The organism is Photobacterium kishitanii (assembly GCF_003026355.1).
Taxonomy (GTDB): domain Bacteria; phylum Pseudomonadota; class Gammaproteobacteria; order Enterobacterales; family Vibrionaceae; genus Photobacterium; species Photobacterium kishitanii.
In genome coordinates this window covers 1-20,403 of the sequence record NZ_PYON01000014.1, presented here as the reverse complement: position 1 = coordinate 20,403, position 20,403 = coordinate 1, and the positions used below count along the sequence as shown (strand labels likewise).

The following is a 20,403-nucleotide window of genomic DNA, read 5'->3' as shown; positions in this document are numbered from 1 at the left end:
ACATTACTCACGTAATTTATGAAGAATATGCAGCAATAGATCATAAATGCATATTTATTTGATTTTAGGAGAGGACTTTCCATGACGGAATTATTAATTGGGTTGGTGATCACTATTGCCGTTGGCTATTACATAGTAAAGGGATATAAAGCCGCGGGAGTACTTCTTGTTGCCGGCCTACTACTATTAATTTTAGCGGGCTTTTTAGGGCATACAGTATTACCTAAAGCAGTAGCATCAACCGGTAATTTACTGACAGACTCACTTGAATATATTAAATATATGCTGCAATACCGCAATGGAGGCCTAGGTCTACAAATTATGTTGCTATGTGGTTTTGCAACTTATATGACCCATATTGGCGCTAATAATGTTGTAGTAAAACAATTTTCAAAGCCTCTTTCTTTTATTAAATCACCTTATGTTTTATTAGTGGCTGCCTATATTGTTGCATGTTTAATGTCACTCGCTGTCAGCTCTGCTACCGGACTTGGGGTGCTATTAATGGCAACGTTATTCCCAATGATGACGGCGATGGGTATTTCTCGTCCAGCAGCTGCGGCAGTATGTGCATCACCAGCAGCAATTATTTTATCACCGACTTCTGGTGATGTGATTGTAGCGGCTGAAAAATCAGGCTTACCTTTACATGTTTTCGCAGTAGAAACCGTACTACCTGTTTCTATCTGTGCAATTATCGTCATGGCAGTTGCTGCATTTTTCTGGAACAAATACCTTGATAAGAAAAATAACACGCCAATGGAAAAGCTTGATATTTCAGAAATTGAAGTAAAAGCCCCTGCCTATTACGCTATTTTACCTTTCTTGCCGATTGTGGGTGTTTTCCTCTTCAACGGTGAAACTATTCCAGGCTTAACTCTAGATATTTATACTATCGTTGTACTTTCTATTGCGATTGGTGCTGTAGTTGATTTCCTTACGAGTCGCTTCAATGGTAAAGAAACTCTTGAGAATCTTGAAGCATGTTATGCGGGTATGGGCGATGCTTTCAAAGGCGTGGTGATGTTATTAGTCGCAGCTGGCGTGTTCGCTCAAGGCCTAATGTCTATTGGTGCGATTGATAACCTACTAGCATTGGCTGATAAAGCTGGCGCTGGCGGTGTGGCATTAATGCTCTTACTAACAGCCCTTACTGTTGCTGCTGCAATTGCAACGGGGTCAGGTAATGCACCCTTCTATGCCTTCGTTGAATTAGCACCACAGCTAGCGGTTAAACTTGGTTTAAGCCCTGCTTTCTTAATTATTCCAATGCTACAAGCATCAAATTTAGGTCGTACTATTTCACCTGTTTCTGGTGTTATTGTTGCAACATCAGGTATGGCACAAATCAGTCCGTTTGAAGTTGTTAAACGTACAGTAGTTCCTGTGGTGTGTGGCTTGATTACCGTTATTATTGGTACTGTTGTATTAGTCCCTATGTACGCTTAATCACGCTATTGAGAGCATTGGTCACTTAAAAATCCCAAGCCCATTAAGAATAATAATCTTAGTGGGCTTTTTTTATATCACGGTTCGCGGCACAATCACCGCCATTGATTCAAACCTTAATTATTCTTCTATGAACAAACAACAAGCTCTTCATCAAATATTAACCTTTGGTCCTCAACGAGACTCTGCTTTTTCCGTGTACGTAAATGCTGATATTGAGCCTAATGAAGCGCCATTTGAGGTTAATCACCAACATTTAATCATGGTATTAGAAAAATACCTTGCTGATGAAATTGACGCCGATGATATTGAACAATGGGCAAATTTAATCGATTTTAGATCAGATATTGATGGTAGCAGTATCGATGGATATTTATACGCCTTAGCTAATCCAGAAATGATGGGCGATGGTGAAAATAAAACGAACATTTTACGAATGCTCGCTGTATTGACCCGAAACTAACCGTCTAACCTGCGCGAAGTGCAAGTAAAGCAGCTAAATCATAAGGCGGTTGGTATAAACAAAAATCGACGACTTTAGTATCGACCGCTAAAATAGACATTCGATCGGCTAATTCATTGCCTTCAATGCCAACATGACCATTAACATGGTGGATCACAACTTGCGACTTTAATGCTTGGTAACGCGTAAACATTTGTTGAATCAACGCTAAATTTTTAATTTCACCACCCGCTTTTTTCCAACCATTTTTCTGCCACGTTACAGCCCACTGGGTAATACATTGAATCGAATATTTCGAATCACAAAAAATAGCCACAGTCGTTGCTTGAGCTAATGCTTTTTCAGCTAATATCAGTGCTTGGTTAAGTGCATTTAACTCTGCGGTATTGTTAGTTCCCATTGGATCATACAAGCCATACCATAGTTCATTCAGTTGGTTATTTCGGTATAGTGCCAATCCCGATCCGGCTTTACCTGGATTAGGATCACACCCACCATCAGTAAAAATTTTTATTTCCGCTGTAAGTGCATGCACCTGCTCACTGGTCAATGATCCTTTGCTGGTTGTTGTACGTTTTGCTGACGTTTTATTAGCACTCGTGGATGAACGAACAGCTCGAGGCTGTTTACCAAAAGCTGCCATTGCTTCTGCTTGAGTTGGAAATGATTTATAGCGTGCTCCTGCAAATTTATCTACTTGCTGCTTACAACTTGCCCAGTCACTATAAATGCCAGGTTCACGACCTTGCCACACCACATAAAACTTTTTGGCCACCATCATCTCCATACTATCTTTAATATCGTATTTATCGTTCAAACAAATATACATACTTGGTATTCTAAGATTCTACCACTAATGTAGCTTTCTGATTATGCTAAGATAAACACCACTATTAAAATATACTCGCATTCACTGTCAATTGTGTCTCTAAACCAATGACGATATCGAGCAATCTACATTTATTTATTCACAGTGTGAGTTTGGAGTTCGATTTTGGGCCATCATAAAATACGCTTAGACATTGCTAATGGGATGTCACAACTGGGGATTAATGTTCAACCACAAGATAATATCTCAACCGCTATTTTTATGGTGCTTTGTTGTGGAGTAGCATTCCTATCTTATGTCTTTGTTCGCTGGGGATTACTCGCACTATTACGATCTGCAATTAAACGTTCCCAAGCTACATGGGGACACGTCATGGTACGACACAAAGTATTTGAAAAACTATCACTAACTATCCCCGCAATGGTGCTCAATCTACTTATACCGTTAGTATTAGATAAGCACGCTATTCTCAGCAGCTTTATAGATCGTACATTAAGCTTATGGCTGATTATAGTGTTAGTAAGAAGCTCCTATGCGTTTCTTGATGCTAGTAATGACATGGCCGATATTAATCAGATCAGCCGCAACCTACCGGTAAAAAGCTTTGTTCAGCTATCCAAACTAATTATCTTTTTTATTGGATTCATTATTGCAATTTCAGTACTTGCCAACCGTTCGCCTATTTTCTTCTTAAGCGGGTTAGGTGTTGCTACTGGTTTAGTGTTATTGGTTTTCCGCGATACCATTTTAGGCTTCGTGGCGGGTATTCAGCTATCAGCAAACCAAATGGTCAAGGTCGGCGATTGGATCCAAATGGATAAATACGGTGCTAATGGCAGTATTGACGAAGTTTCTTTAACAACCGTTAAAGTAAAAAACTGGGATAATACTGTGACCAATATTCCTGCTTATGCGTTGGTACAAGACTCCTTTATTAACTGGCGCCAAATGCAAGAATCTGGTGGGCGACGTATTAAACGTTCAGTATTAATTGATATTGAAACCATTAAATTTATCGATGAGCAGCAGCAGCAAAAATTAGCACAGATCCCTTATGTGGCTGATTTTATAACTAAAAGAAATGCAGAAATCGCCACAGGTGATGCGCATGCATTACAAATTACTAATATTACTGTATTTCGCGCCTATCTAGAGGCTTACCTAAAACAAAACAGTAAAATTCGTCAAGATATGACTTTTATTGTGCGTGAATTAGAACCAACAGCCCAAGGTCTACCCGTGCAAATTTACGTGTTTGCCAATGATACTCGCTGGGCTTTTTATGAAGCGATTCAATCAGACATTTTTGATCACGTGCTAGCGATTTTGCCTCAATTTGGTCTTGCGGTGTATCAAAGTCCTGACGGATCAGATTTACGTAGTTTGCAACCAACCATCACACAGTCTTAACTCATTTAACTATCGGCGTATTGAACGGTTATTTGTTAATCGTCAATACGTCATTTATTTAAAAATAATCCTCATTTACAGCTTCGTATCACCCAATACGCCACTATAGTTAAGAGTCCGATAACGATTCATTTAAAAACCCTGTTTTAGATCAGGGTTTATAATCACTAGCCAGCCTTTTTATGAGCCGCTATAATTCCCGCCTCAAAATATAGAGGTCAAAACATGCACACGAAAGTAACTCCTATTGATAGCTATCCTAAGTATTGGGCTGAATGCTATGGCACTTCCCCATTCTTGCCAACATCTAGAAAAGAAATGGATGCACTTGGCTGGGACAGCTGTGACATTATCATTGTTACTGGTGATGCCTATGTTGACCACCCAAGTTTTGGTATGGCCGTTATTGGCCGCTTACTTGAATCTCAAGGCTTTCGCGTTGGTATTATCGCGCAACCTAAGTGGGACAATAAAGACGACTTTATGGCGCTGGGTAAGCCAAATCTTTATTTCGGTATCACATCCGGTAATATGGATTCGATGATCAACCGCTATACTGCCGACCGCAAACTTCGTAAAGATGATGCCTACACACCGAATAACGAAGGTGGTAAGCGTCCAGATCGCGCGGTGTTAGTTTATTCACAACGTTGTCGTGAGGCTTATAAAGAAGCACCTATTGTCCTTGGTGGTATTGAAGCCAGTTTGCGTCGTCTCGCTCATTACGATTACTGGTCAGATAAAGTCCGTCGCTCAGTGTTAATGGATGCCAAAGCCGATATCCTACTATTTGGTAACGCTGAACGTGCGCTGGTCGAAGTATCACACCGTATTGCCAATGGCGAAGATATTAAGTCATTAACTGACATTGCTGGCACTGCGGTAATGATCAAGGACATTCCTGAGCGTTATCAAGAAATCGATTCGTCACGCATTGAAAAACCTGGTCGTCCGATGGTGATGCAAAATCCATATGCGACCGAAGAGACTTGTGCATCCAATAAAGAAGAAAAAGAAAAACAACCACAAGTTGTTCATGTTCGTCCGTCACGCCATGATGCTGAAAATACAGTCGTCCGTTTGCCATCATATGAAAAGCTAGCTAATGACCGTATTTTATATGCCCATGCAAGCCGAGTAATGCACTTAGAAACAAACCCATATTCTGGCCGCGCATTAATCCAAAAACACGCAGATCGTGAATTATGGATCAACCGTGCACCAATTCCATTATCGACTGAAGAAATGGATTTTGTGTTTGGATTACCTTTTGCTCGTGTACCTCACCCAAGTTACGGCAAAGCAAAAATTCCAGCTTATGACATGATTAAAACCTCGGTTAATATCATGCGTGGTTGTTTTGGTGGTTGTTCATTCTGTTCAATTACTGAACACGAAGGCCGTATTATCCAAAACCGCTCCAAAGAATCGATCCTTAATGAGCTGGAAGATATCCGTGATAAAGTACCAGGCTTTACCGGTACTATCTCTGATTTAGGTGGCCCAACAGCGAACATGTATCGTCTTGGTTGCTCAGATCCACGCGCAGAAGCGAACTGCCGCCGTCCATCATGTATCTTCCCTAAGATTTGTGAGAAGCTAAATACCGATCATCAACATCTGATTGATTTATACCGTAATGCTCGTAACGTTAAAGGCATTAAGAAGATCATGATTGCATCAGGTGTTCGCTATGATTTAGCGGTAGAGTCACCTGAATATGTGCGTGAGCTTGTTACTCACCATGTTGGTGGTTACTTAAAAATCGCACCTGAACACACAGAGAAAGGCACACTTGATCTGATGATGAAACCAGGTATGGGCACTTATGATCGTTTTAAATCAATGTTTGAGCAATACAGTCAAGAAGCAGGTAAAAAACAATACCTTATTCCTTACTTTATTTCAGCGCACCCAGGCTCAACGGATGAAGACATGTTGAACCTTGCACTATGGCTTAAGCAAAATGATTACCAATGTGATCAGGTACAAAACTTCTACCCATCACCGATGTGTAATGCAACAGCAATGTACCATTCTGAAACGAATCCGTTGAAGAAAGTAAAGTACAAAGGTCGAGAAGATTTATTTGTAGCTAAAGGTGAACGTCAACGTCGCCTGCATAAAGCACTATTGCGTTACCACGATCCTGTAAACTGGCCTCTTATCCGTGATGCTTTAATCACAATGGGCAAGAAATACTTAATTGGTAATCGCCCTAATTGTTTAGTACCAGAAGCGGGTAGCGAAGCTGAAATGACACCAGCCGAGCGTCGAGGTTCAGGCCGTCATGGCTCTAAACGTTTTGCGACTAAAAATCCAAACCAACCAGATATTCGTACTGATGGTAAACGCCCTCAGAGTAACCGTAACGGTAAACCTGTTGGGAATGGTAAACCGCAACCCAACGGCTCACGTAACGGCAATACTACGAAAGCGAATACAAACACTAATCGTAGTGGCAGTAATAACACGACGAATGCTAATGGAAAACCTACTAGTCGCCCAACTAACCGTAATGGTAAGCCTAGCGGTCAACGACCTAATGGCAAACCAAACCGTAGTCGTGCAGGCGCGTAACTCACGCAGCATAGAACTCTGACTGTTAAACAATAAAAGGCCGTCTTAGATAAGACGGCCTTTTTTACAACTATTTGACTTAATATTAATAATATTGATAATTAATTAGATACACTCATGGCAATATAAAAACATACAAATAATAATTAGCACCCTTTATTTTCACATCACTTTCAAGGATTATGAATTATTGTGAGATATATTTATACTTTTTGCCTTACAACATCAGTACTGATTTCTGGCACTGCTTTAGCAAATACACCTCAAGATTATGAGGCTTGCCTACTTAATGCCGTTAAAACTCTGAGTGGTAACCTCACTCTTGAGGAGATACGTTCACACTGTAATGATACGGTTATTGCCACTAAACCAGCGCCAGAAACAGCACATCCAGCTCTTATTTCTCAGCGCCTAAAATATGAACGTGAGACCGCTTTTCATCGCTTTGTCATAACTCCTCACCGAATGAATTACTTTCTACCAATAGTAATGACAGACAGTATTAATAACGCCGCTTACGAGGATAGTCCTTGGGCTGGTAAAATGAAAAATGCCGAAGCTGAATTTCAAATCAGCTTTAAAACACCATTAAACTATGGTGACTTACTGATCCATGATGATGGTTTATTTGTCGCCTTCACATTAGAATCATACTGGCAAGTATATGCTGCTGATATTTCTCGTCCGTTTAGAGAAACCAACTATCGTCCCGAAATATTTTATCTTGCACCAACACCATGGACGCCTTTGGGTGCAAATACATGGATGACTGTTGGTATTGAGCATCAATCTAATGGTCGTACTCAAGGATTATCCCGTAGCTGGAACCGCATCTACACCGATATTATTTTTGAAAAGGGTAATTTCGCCTTCTCATTACGTCCATGGTGGCGTATTCCTGAAGATAAGAAACAAACCCCATCATCACCTACCGGCGATGATAACCCAGATATCATTGACTACATGGGACACTATGAAGTCAATGCTGTATATAAATGGCAAGATTATGAGTTCACTTTTACCGGACGCCATAATTTTGCCAGTCATAAAGGTTATGGAGAAATAGGTTTAACATTCCCGCTCTGGGGTAAATTACGCGGATATACTAAATACTCAACTGGTTATGGGGAAAACTTAGTTGATTACAATCACAAACAACAGCGACTAGGTGTCGGTATTGCATTAACCGATTTGCTCTAACGGAATAATTCAGTACCAATAAAAATGATCGCCGCAGAACCCAATACTGCGACCAAGCCAGTCACTATCTGATTTTGTTGTGACTTTGATAAATAACGAATAACCCAATATGCAAAGGCTAATAGCCCAAAAATAATCAATAACTTTAACATTCGCACTCCTTTGACTTTTGTTAACAACGATATGCATATCGATACTAGTGATAATCTACAGACTTATGCTTATATCTTCTTTATCAAGTGTAGGTGGTAATACCAATAAAAATAGCACCCTTAAGTGCTATTTTTAACTATTTTTTCTGTCATTACATTTTAAACATAGGTATGTCTTGCAATTGTGGAATAATTTGTTGAAGTTGTTGTTCTTGTTTTGCTAACCCTTCAATTGAGCCACATAAATCATTGGCTTTCACTTTCATTTCACCACTATGTTGAGTAACGGTATCGGTGATCTGAGTCTTTAATTGTGAAAATTTAGACTGCATCTGACTAAAATCCAGATCTCCATTTTTCATTTCTTCACCCAATGCTGTTAATACACTCGATATTGATTCTACTGTTACTTGCTGCATTGCATTTTCAAATTCAGTTTTCCATGTCGTATCCATACTGCTAAACACATCAGCTGGCATCACAAATTCACCCTGTTGATTGTAAAATTTATGCTGAGCTTGTTCACTTAATTGATTAACGAGAGTTTGAACTTTTAAAAACGCGGCTTGCGAATCAAAATTACTGGAAACATCTTTTAATACAGCCAATGCAAGTCCTGTCCCCTGTTGTGCTAAGGCTGCCATTTGTGGCAGATAGGTCTGCATATTGTCACTATAAGCAGTTAATGCTTTTTGTTGGATCGTATTAAGATCAACCTGCTGACCATTAATGAATAAATTATTATTATCATCAATTAATAGCTTCGGCTTTCCTGCCTCATAAACGGATACATTACCTTTATCAATATGAATAGGGTTAGGAATATCAACAGGGCAACTTTGCGCATATACAGTACTTGAACCTAATAAAAGAATACTGCCAATTAGCCACTTTCTCATCATTCTTTCTCTTTCTATTTGATCTAAAAAAGCAGCTATTTAAAGCTGCTTTTTTTAGTTTAATTATTTATCAATGCGTATTATCAACTTGAAATGCATTATGGCTAAATAAGGATGACACAATGTCAGCAGAAGATGCCCCATCAGCTAAACCTAAGTCATTTTGTGGATTAACATTTTCTAACACAATATGCTGTGACTGTCCTTCACGGCTATTTACCTCAAGGTTTATATTGCCTTTACCATCAACATCAGCACTAACATGTTTTAATAAATCATCCATATTTAAGCTGCTGTTATCATCAGTCAGTAAATTACGGATATTAATTTGATCTTTATCCAATTCAAAATCAGTGATCGTATCAGTATTACTTACGGTAGAAAGTGACGTTTCATGCCATGTGAACACATCATCACCGTTACCGCCCGTCAAAATATCATTGCCTTGTCCAGCAACAAGAATATCATTACCATCAAGACCAAATAGAGACTCACCTTGATTATCAGCAACTAGCGTATTGCTCTGTTGATCACCAAAGTTATCACCTAACTCAAGATTGCCGCTATTAATCAACGAGTCCAACTTATCTTCGTTACTCATGTTGAGCGCATTATCACCAAAGAGGTCATTATGACTCACACCTTCTAAAATAATATTTTGCACGACTTGATGCTGATCATCAAAGATTTGAATCTCAGTATTACCTTGTTGCTCAATAATATTTAGACGATTATTTAAATCATCTAATGACTGAATATTTTGACTATCAAGCGCATTTCCAAGGCTAATGGTATCAATACCGACTTCAAAATCCATAATGGTATCCGTTGCCGGCGCATTAGCCGTACCAAAGTCGGCTTCAGACCATAAGAAAGTATCTTTAACGCCATCACCATGGCCATCCAGATCTCCTCCCCACAGAATATCATCACCTCGGCCACCGACTAAAATATCAGACGCTAATCCCCCAACAAGAATATCATTACCATCACCACCAAACAGGGTTGCTTCAGCAGTACTATCAATCACCAAATTAGCTTGGTCGGAAGCAGTATTCTGTCCAATAACATTATTCGTTTCAGCAAGATTATCGACGATAACATTTACAGCTATTGGTTGTGACGCTGCTTGATCACCATCAGGTACTATTGATACCGCTTCAATATTGATCTTATGGGTACCTTGTTCTAAGCCTTTAATGTAAACATTATCCAAATCTTCTGCTGGGATTTGCCAATGCCCATTACCAAAATCAATACCTATCTGTTGACCGTCCTTATTTACCACTTGCGCAGTACCTAAATCAGCCAAACGTATAAATAGCTTTTCTGATGCATTAGCATGTACTGATGCGGCTGCAATCAAACCGATTAATGGCAACATTGTACCTAATGAACTTTGAATTGCCGCTGTTTGTAAGTGCTCTGGACTTAATGTTAATGACGGCGCATCTGGTTTTGGCATCACCGTAATATCAACCTTATTGGTTGTTGTTTGGCTACCACCAGACCCAGTATTACCACCATCATTCGTCGTCATCGTTAACGTATCATTACCACTGAAATCAGCTGCGCCAGTATAGCTAACGCCACTATTTAATACCGCATCAATATCAGCCAATGAACCTTTAATCTCAACGTTACCGCTACCATTATTAATCACCTGAACGGTGCTGTTTTCAGGTAAGGTAATCAATAATGAGCCATGTTCTACCGATAAATTAACCGACATCGTTTCATTATTTTTAGCTTCATCAAAATCAACATCAGTAACCCCTAAACCACGAATAACGGTTACTGTATCTTCATCCGCATTAATCGATGTAGGCACTTCATTTATAGGCGCATCATTAACTGCAGCAACAGTAATATCAACCGTACTCACATCAGTTAATACACCACCACTGCCAACATTACCATTATCTGATGTTGTCATTGTTAGCTGATCGCTGCCATTAAAGTTTTCATCGCCAGTATATTTAATACCGCTATCTAACAGAGTATTAATCTTATCAAGATCGCCACTTATCACGAGTTTTCCATCACCATTATCCGTAATAGTTAACCCTTGTGTATCAACCGCTATAATAGATAACAACCCATGCTCAACGCTTAACTCAACGGTCATTTGCGCTGATGTACCACCTTCTTTAGCATCAACATCCGCAATTTTCAATCCAGTAATAATATGACTACTGTCTTCATCTACATCAAACGCTGCTGGCACGGTATTAATCGGCGCATCATTAACGGGTGTGACTGTAATATCAACCGTACTCACATCAGTCAATACACCGCCACTACCAACATTACCGTTATCTGATGTCGTCATCGTCAACTGATCACTACCGTTGAAATTTGCATCTCCAGTATATTTAATGCCGCCATCTAGCAAAGTATTGATCTTATCAATATCACCACTGATCACGAGTTTACCATCACCATTATCCGTAATGGTTAACCCTTGTGTATCAGCCGCTATAATTGATAACAACCCATGCTCAACGCTTAACTCAACGGTCATTTGACTGGATGCACCACCTTCTTTGGCATCAACATCCGCAATTTTCAATCCAGTAATAATATGACTACTGTCTTCATCTACATCAAACGCTGCTGGCACGGTATTAATCGGCGCATCATTAACTGGCGTGACGGTAATATCAATGCTATCAGAGTCTGTTAATGCACCGCCAGCCCCTGAGTTACCATTATCATTAGTGGTCATCGTTAGGCTATCAGTGCCATTAAAATCTTTATCACCAGTATAATTAATGCCATGATCCAGTAACTGATTAATCAGGTTTAAATCACCTTTAATGACCAATTTACCGTCACCATTATCAGTAATAGTTAGCCCTGAAGTATCAACACCCGCAGCAAGAGCAAGTTGACCATGCTCAACACTTAACGTGACGGTCATATCCATGACAGCATTATGATCACTGCTATCAACATCAGTGATTTGCAGATCTTTAATCACTAAAGTGGCATCTTCATCTACTGTTAATGTATCTGAAGGCAAGTGGTTTACTGGTGCATCATTATCTGGTGTGATATCAACGTGAATTGTTTTATCAACCGCAACACTATCAGTACCAACAACACCGTTATCAACGGCACGAATATCTAGATTTAAATCGCCATTCCAAACATTACCATCAATTACCGTTTGATTATTTGCATCACCTGGATGGAAAATCAGCGTATCAAGATCAGAACCAGTAACTTTAATGATCCATGAACCATCGGCTTGCTTTTCAGCACTCCCGGCCACACCATCTGGCAAAGTAAATGAACTTGAATCTGGTACATTTGTAATAATGATTTGTAATGATTCAGCACCATTTTCGTGGACATTAGTCCCTGAGTTATTAATGGTGTTTTTGTCATCATAGGCTTTAATACCCAAATCAAGCGTTATGGTACTATTTTCATCGCCAGCCGCATTTGGGTTAACATCTGTATCAACTTTATCAGCGATAGGTGTTACATCAATAGTGATCGTTTCACGATTCTCTGCTGGTTTATCTAATGATTCTTCTTTTGAATAAACTACAATATCAATATCAACTTTACCGCTAAAATCATGCGGTGGTTGCACTTTAATCGAGCTCAAATCAAATGATTCGCCGGATGCGGTAATAGTCCACACACCATGACCATTATTAACTGCACCTTCAATAATAAAACCATCAGGTACATTTTCTAATTTAATAGATACAATATGCTCAGAACCATCAATATCTTCTAGAGAACCACTAATACCAGCAAGTGAAATAGATGTATCTTCATCACCTACTATTGGTTTATCAACGCCTTGCCATTTAATTTCATCATTCACAGCAATAACATCAAAGCTAACGTTACTATCAAACGATTTAGTATCAGTTACCGTCGCACCAGTCGTATCATCATAAATAGCGCTATCAACAACCGTTGTAGTAACGTTAATATCTACCTTACCGCTAAAGTCTTGTGCAGGACGGAAATGGATATTATCCAGCTGACTTTGATCAATCGTAATCGATGTTCCAAGCACATTACCATGAGCATCAATGAACACCCCATCACTACTATCAGCCAATGTCAGTGTTACTGATTGGACAGTTTCTTTACCACTCGTTTCAGAGGTATGAGAGTCCTTTAAACTAACAGACAGATCGAGTTTAATATCGCCATCTTCATAAGCAACATTATCGTAAACCTGCTCTTGTTTATCATCTGAGGTTGAAATTGGCTGTTTATCAGCATTCAAACCATCCGTTTCAACAACGGTAATAGCGACATCTTTAGGACCATCCACTTGTGGCGCAACTTGAACGGTAATGCTGTCCGTTTTAGTTACAACATCACCACTATCAGTATCTGTCGTAACATAAGTCACATCGAATTTAAAATCACCCGCATAGTCGGCAGGTAAATTTAATTTAATACCTGAAAGATCAACCGTACCATCAGCAGCGACTGGAACTTGTAACACATACTCGCCAGTTATATGGTCAAACGCCGCCCCTGAAATTGATGCGCCATCAGGTAAGTCCTTAGCACTTATTACTAAGGTAAAATCATCATGACTTTGGTTACCATTCGCAGTACTAACAGTAACGATATGATCCATTATCTGCTGGCCAAGATTGACACTATGATCTTCATTACCCGTTACGATATAACTTTCATCAACAATAATATCAGCGGCTTTTTCAGTATGACTTTCAGTATTCGCGCTGAAATCCAACGTGATTGTGCCTTGTTCTTTAACTTTCGCACTGACATCACCGTCATCACTCATATCTTGAACAAGCGCATTAATATTAAGCTTTAGCTCACCTTTAAAACCTTCTGGCGCAATAATTTTTAGATCATTTAAAGCAGATTGCGGTACGGTCCAACTACCATTACCATTATTAATACCACCAATAATGACAAATCCTTCAGGGATTGGCTCCAAAACTATCTGAGTGATCACTTCAGTGCTTGAACTATCATTGTTCTGCCACGTGATTTTACCGTCAGAACCAGCATCATTAGAAAGATCAATAACACCATCCGTGCCAGAGGCTATTGTGGTTACAAGTGTGCCATTATCATCAACAACTAAGTGGCCATTAGCTTCAACAACCGCAGTTATATCAACATCCAACGTACCAGTAATATCTTTAGTTACCGTTTCTTTATTACCGTCAACATCCGTTTGAGATATTGTTACTGTTGACGTTAACTGGATATCTTTATCTGAATCTTGTGGTGCAGTAACCGTTAATTTACCGCCATCTAATAATGTTTGTAGTTGTTGCGAGGTCAACTCAACGTTACCACTACTATCGGTATCAAGCAGAACACCATTAATAAACAGCTGATAACCGGCAGGCAATCCAGCTAAGGCTAATCCTGTGATATGCTCTTGAGTATCCGTAATCACCGGTTTCCAATTAATAACGGTCGCCTGATCTTCTAAGCCTTCGGAAACAGTGCTGTAATTACCCGCATCAATTTCTGGCGTGATGTGAATAACTAACTCACTATTAAAACTTGCACTCGCACCATCATTTTCAGTCACCACCGTCCGTACATCAAGATGAATATCTTCAGTACTATTGTGTGGCGGCTTAATCGCAATATTCGTTAATGAATCAAGGTTAACTTGATAAATTGGCTGGCCGTTACTGTCTTCACCTGCATAAATTAATGTTTGCAGATTACCCTCGGAGTCATAAACTTCAGTACCTTTTGGTATCCCTGAAATAACAACACTTAATGTTTCTGAACCATCAGTTTTACCATCAGCATGAACATGTTCGCCTGAGATCACTTTAAAATCGAATTTTGCCTCACCATCTTCTTTAATCGTGGTTTGTAAACCATCTCGACCATCATCCAATGGTGTCCAATCTGAGTTTTCAGCCACAATTTCAGGACGATCAACCACGCCAGTAAGTGCAACATCAATCGTTTGAGGACCAATCACTTTTTCACTGGTTTCAGTTGTAACATTACCGTTAGCATCAGTAATTTGTGCCATATCACGAATAACGCCATTTACAGTAATACTAAAATCGACATTACTATCTAATGGCGGCTGTAGCGATAAACCGTTCAGATCTTGGTATGAAATTTCATACACACCATCAGCATTTGGGGTTAATAGTTGATCGTTAAGATACAACACGGCTCCGTCAGGCAACGCTGAAATTTGCAAGAATAAATGCTCAGAGTTATCCGTATTATCATCCAATGACGTTAAATCAATATGGCCTGATAAATCAATCCGCTGATCTTCATTTGCTTCAACACGCGTTACTTTAAGCACACCATCATCAGCATCAGGATTAACATTAATAATCACTGTCTTCTCTGCAGAATCAGCGGTTTGATGCCCATCAACAAAGTTCTTTTTCTCTTTGCTTTGTGCCTGAATAGTTAGCTTAATATCACCACTGAAGTTATCAACTGGATTAACTTCAACAGAACCCATCTGCTTCGCTGTCACTTTATAAACACCAGAACCTGGCGAAGTCTCAGTTAATAACTGTCCACCAATTTCTAAAGTACACTTGTCCTGATATTCTGCAGGTACCGTAATGAAATAGAACAACCTTTCTGAACCATCAGTATCTTGTAAATCAGCGACAACATTAAGTAATACATTATTCTGATCTTCTGTAGTGACATAATGATCAACTGAGCTTGCATTCCAAGTAGGAGTGTCAGCAATACCTTGAACATTAACTGAAAACTCACCATTCATTACTGGATGATTACCACCATCAGTGGTATTTACTTGTGCTGTTACATCAAATTTAATCCCAGCGGCTGAGGTTGAATAATCAGCATCAGGAACAAAAGTAACCCCCTGTAAGGTAAAATTCTCATTCGCAGCATCGGCTTTAAATGCACCAGCAGGTAAGGTAATACTACCATCACTATTTACGGTTAATGGCTGACCGTTATACATAAATACGCCATGCGCTTGAGTCTGGGGCTGAATAGTTACCGTACCAATATGTTCGCCACGATCATTATCACCAACATCTATGGTCATATTAATTGCAATACCATCACGACTTGGATCAACATTATCTGTTGCGTCAGTTGAGTGACGGCCATCGTCTTCTTCACCAATGCTATTTTCGGTATGAAGAATTGAATCTTGGTCTGATAACTCAATCGTGATCGTACCTTGAGCAGTATCGCCATCGCCATCAGTGACCTCAAAACCAATTTGTTTAATAATTTCTTCTTGGCTATGAGTAAGATCAGCACTTGCTCTAAAGATTGTTTGGCCATCTGGTTTTATAAACAACTGACCTAATAATTGATTACCATCATAAATATTAAATTCATGGAAACCATCGTGACTTAAGTTTTGATCGCTTAGCGCAACGTCTTTGCCATCAATGGTTACAGAAGTAACTTGTGCACCATCAGCACCTGTACTATCGATAACGTAGCCATAATTAGTATCACTTACATGATCAGTTGTACTTTCAACCGCTATTAACACCACATTTTCGACGGTAGGAATATCATCTTGAATAGTGACATCAATATTAACACTTGCACTCACGTCACCATCTTTATCGACAGCATAGACAGGGATTTCAACGGTTAGTTGATCTTCACCTTGAGTCGGATGATCAATCGTGCCGTGCAATTGGAAAATATAGCGCCCTGTTGGTAGCAGGTAATAAGTAAAGACAACATTACCATTAGCAATACCTTGATAAGTACCTTCACTTGATTGCGATAACGTTATTTTATGACCTTGTGAGGTTATATCATTTTGTTGATTAAATGATTCAACATCAACTTTGAAATTAACCACATGATCACTGCCAGAATTAACAATAATGTCACCTAAAGCAGATTCACCATTACCCGACGGCGTAGTACCTGAAGCTAAATCACTTTCCTCTACGGTTAATGCCGGTGCCGCAGTGATCACCGGTCCAGTACCGTCTTCTATGGTAATTTGAGCATTAACATCATTGTCTAATAAATCACCATCAGTATCTTTAACTTGTACAGGAACATCGATAATGATCTTATCGCCATCAACAGTCACTAATCCGCCATTAGCATTACCACTATGATCAAGTGGTGAATGCTGAGTAATTGATACTTTAATATCAGCATCATGGCCATTAGTCGCTTGAGTGGCAGTCACCGTTACCGTAAGCACGACTTTTCCGTCAGCAGTACCCGTTAATACACCACTATTATGGTCATAAACAAAGCTAATCTTAGCGCCATCGGCAGTTAATTCTGATTGTAACTCATCAATTAATACCGTCAGCTTAGCGTTATCGATTGTTGCCGTAGTTGGATCAAGACGATCGACACCAGCAATAACTGCAATATCAGTATTACCTGAAACTGGATATCCTTGCTGACCATCTGTTGGCGTTAAATCACCTTCAGTTATCGTAATCGTTCCACTTTCACCGCCAGCCGCATTAATACCATCATGAATATTAATCGTAATTTGACCAGGTTTACTCACATCACCATCATGATCTTGCGCATAAACATCTAAGTTGATTTTTTCATTATCTGCTGCTTTATCATCAACTTGATCAATCGGCAATTGCTGATTAATCGTATAATGACCATTAATATCAATGCTTACTTCCATCACCACTTGAGACGGATCGCTTTGTAGCACCACGATTACACTCGTGCCATCAGCACTTAAATGGTACGTCGTCGCATGACCATTACTGGTTAAGCCATTTAATGATGCTTGATCACTGCCAAAATACACTTTTTCTATTTGGTCACTGCCTGTATCAACACTAATCGTACCTGATGCCGTTGCTTGACCTGATGCTCCTTCGTTTAATGTTGCCGAAGTATCATGACCAAACGAAGGTAGTTGGCCATCGTTAATCGTAATATTGACATCAACAGGTTGTTGTAAACTATCACCGTCAGTATCTTGCATTTGAACAGGAACATTAATCGTGATATTGCCGCCATTAACATCAACATAAGTACCATCTGCACTCAAATGATCTAATGGTAACTGCTGGGTAATCGACATCTCGACACTGACATCACCATTCGCTTGCGCTGTTGGCGTTAAAGTAATAGTAACGGCTTCTTGCGCGCCCGTTGCTGTTATACCGGTAATCGTGATGACACCATTAGCATCAATATTAATGCTAAAGGTCAATGCTTCCCCATCGGAAGTAAGGCCATTTAACTCTTGTAATAATGTGGTTTTAACACTGTTAGTGATCGTTAATGAGTTTGCAACTAACGCATCATCTGTTGCATCAACAGTAAATTGTCCAGTACCTACAACAGGATAACCTTTTCCTGGTTGAGGATGCTCTAGATCGCCTTCCGTAATAGTGATACTGGCCTGAACACCTGCGCCGGTTGGGTCTAAACCATCTTTAATATGGATCTCTAATTGACCAGTATTACTCGTATCACCATCATCATCAGTAGCAACAACAGATAACGCAATATCAACGCTATCACCCGCGGTATTGCTTTGCTCGATTGGTTGATGTTGATCAACCACATAACTACCATCATTACCAATAGTGATAGTTAGAACCATTTCGCCATCATTGGCGCCGCCATCAATCACTACACGAATTTCATTACCATCAACGATATAACGCGTGGCTTGGTTATTAGATACAATACCGTCAAGTGATGGTTGCGAAGCTAGAAAATGAATGTGGGCAATATCATCTGAACCAACATCTAATGCGATTTTACCGCTAGCAGTCGTGCCATTTTCAGTTTCAATAATGGTTGTGCCTTTATCTTGACCAAAGACAGGATTTTGACCATCAATAATATCAATATAAACATTGGCAGGATTAGTTAGACTATCACCATCAGTATCTTGCGCTTGAACTGGCACATTAATTGTTATCTTGCCATCATCTATAGTGACAAAACCTGATGAACTCTGTGACTGATGGTGATCTAAGGGTATATTTTGAGTGATTTTTATATCAATCGTAACATTATTGCCAGTTTGGGTTGCCGTCAAATCAACACGAATAGCGACCGTATCACTACCAGCAAGTTTACCGATTAAATTACCGTCACTATCGATACTAAATATCAGCGGCTGACCACCAGAAGTTAACTCTGCTGTCAGTTCATTAATCAAGGTTTGCTGTTGGCTTGGATCAATTTTTGCTGTTGATGCTAAAATACGATCGTCATCAGTACGTAAAATTAACTGACCTGATTGCTCAACAGGGTACGGTAGATCTCCAACCCCTTGCATAGGGTCAAGGTCACCTTCCGTTAAGATGATTGTTACTCGATCAACATTGATAGAATCACCACCATCTTCAATAGTAATATTCAGTTCTCCTGAAGTACTATCACCATCATTATCGATCGCAGTGACATCTAATTTAATATCAACTAAATTATCTATTGGTTGATCAAAAGGTCCTGTGACTTTAACCGTGTAAGAGCCATCAATAGCAATCGTCACTACCATCAATGGCTTGTCGTTACTATCCATCACAGTTAACACGTTACCTGCCACAGTAAAGGTGGTGGCTTCGCCATTACTCGTTATACCATTAAGACCAGGTTGGTTAGCGTTAAAGCCTAAGCTATGAATAGCATCCGAACCAACATCTAGCGGTATGTCACCATGAATAATCTGACCTTTTTGACTTGATTCATTAATGGTCACCCCAGTATCGGTACCGAACTCTGGGTTAGCGCCATCTTTAATTGTGATATCAACATTAGCCGGTTTTTGCAGCCAGTCACCATCGGTATCTTGCACCTGAATCGGCACATCGATGGTGATCTTATCATTCACACTATCAACTAACCCTTGGTTACCGTTATCGGTATGATTTAACGGTTTTTCTTGAGTGATGGTGACATTAACCGCCACATCGTGACCATTCGCCGCTTGTACTGCAGACAATGATACCGTCACAACCTGCTCGCCATTGGCTGTTAAACCAATTAACTCACCCGTCGCACTGTCATAATGAAAACTGATCGCTTCATTATTACCAGTGGTTAACTCTGACTCTAACTCAGTGATTAGCGATGTCAGTTGTTTTGGATCGATGGTCACTTTTGTTGGGTCGAGACGATCTGTACCAGCTTCAATCGCAATGGTGGTAGTGCCAGATACTGGATAGCCGTGTTCGCTACCCTGCGGGGTTAAATCCCCTTCGGTGATCGTCACTTGACCCTGCTCATTACCTGCAGCATCGCTACCATCTTTAATGGTGATCACTACTTGGCCGCTGGCGGTATCGCCATCGTTATCAGTCGCCGTTACGCCTAAGCTAATATTGGCAATATCAGCCGCATCTTGGTCAATCGAACCGGTGACTTCAACCGTGTAAGAGCCATCGGTGGCAATAGTTACCACCATCACGGGCTTATCGTGGCTATCAACCACGGTTAGCA

Annotated in this window: 9 protein-coding genes; 5 read left to right on the top strand and 4 right to left on the bottom strand. The window is 39.9% G+C overall.

The genetic code is table 11. From position 1 onward, the window contains the following. Positions 1 to 81: 81 nt before the first annotated feature. Together dcuC and C0W29_RS15330 are read left to right on the top strand one after the other, a co-directional pair. Entirely contained in the window at positions 82 to 1,449 is a 1,368-nt protein-coding gene (dcuC, locus tag C0W29_RS15335) for an anaerobic C4-dicarboxylate transporter DcuC (RefSeq protein WP_045043635.1), read from the top strand. A 130-nt stretch (positions 1,450 to 1,579) separates the two neighbouring features. Beyond that, the gene (locus C0W29_RS15330) at positions 1,580 to 1,912 is read left to right on the top strand and encodes a hypothetical protein (protein ID WP_045043661.1); all 333 of its coding nucleotides are present in this window, start codon (positions 1,580 to 1,582) and stop codon (positions 1,910 to 1,912) included. A gap of 4 nt (positions 1,913 to 1,916) precedes the next feature. Here the strand turns inward: C0W29_RS15330 and C0W29_RS15325 are convergent, their stop codons facing one another. Continuing rightward, positions 1,917 to 2,687: a ribonuclease H family protein gene (locus C0W29_RS15325; RefSeq protein ID WP_036796310.1), complete on the bottom strand. Its 771-nt coding sequence runs from the start codon at positions 2,685 to 2,687 to the stop codon at positions 1,917 to 1,919. Between the two features lie 258 nt (positions 2,688 to 2,945). Between C0W29_RS15325 and C0W29_RS15320 the strand changes: the two genes are divergently transcribed. The 3 genes from C0W29_RS15320 (at position 2,946) to C0W29_RS15310 (ending at position 7,931) form a co-directional block, all read left to right on the top strand. Continuing rightward, a complete protein-coding gene (locus tag C0W29_RS15320) occupies positions 2,946 to 4,151 on the top strand; it encodes a mechanosensitive ion channel family protein (protein WP_045043660.1) in 1,206 nt (401 codons plus the stop codon). 225 nt (positions 4,152 to 4,376) lie between these two features. Beyond that, the gene (locus C0W29_RS15315) at positions 4,377 to 6,731 is read left to right on the top strand and encodes a YgiQ family radical SAM protein (protein WP_045043634.1); all 2,355 of its coding nucleotides are present in this window, start codon (positions 4,377 to 4,379) and stop codon (positions 6,729 to 6,731) included. A 192-nt stretch (positions 6,732 to 6,923) separates the two neighbouring features. After that, on the top strand, positions 6,924 to 7,931 hold the full coding sequence (locus C0W29_RS15310) for a phospholipase A (protein WP_045043633.1): 1,008 nt from the start codon (positions 6,924 to 6,926) through the stop codon (positions 7,929 to 7,931). Here C0W29_RS15310 and C0W29_RS21760 read toward each other — a convergent pair. From C0W29_RS21760 to C0W29_RS15300, 3 genes are all read right to left on the bottom strand, one after another. After that, complete coding sequence (locus C0W29_RS21760; protein ID WP_045045603.1) at positions 7,928 to 8,083, bottom strand: hypothetical protein; 156 nt, start codon at positions 8,081 to 8,083, stop codon at positions 7,928 to 7,930. The genes C0W29_RS15310 and C0W29_RS21760 overlap by 4 nt on opposite strands. Positions 8,084 to 8,235: 152 nt before the next feature. Beyond that, a complete protein-coding gene (locus tag C0W29_RS15305) occupies positions 8,236 to 8,985 on the bottom strand; it encodes a DUF2884 family protein (RefSeq protein WP_235869033.1) in 750 nt (249 codons plus the stop codon). A 67-nt stretch (positions 8,986 to 9,052) separates the two neighbouring features. Next, complete coding sequence (locus C0W29_RS15300; protein ID WP_235869036.1) at positions 9,053 to 20,368, bottom strand: T1SS-143 repeat domain-containing protein; 11,316 nt, start codon at positions 20,366 to 20,368, stop codon at positions 9,053 to 9,055. Positions 20,369 to 20,403: the final 35 nt, after the last annotated feature.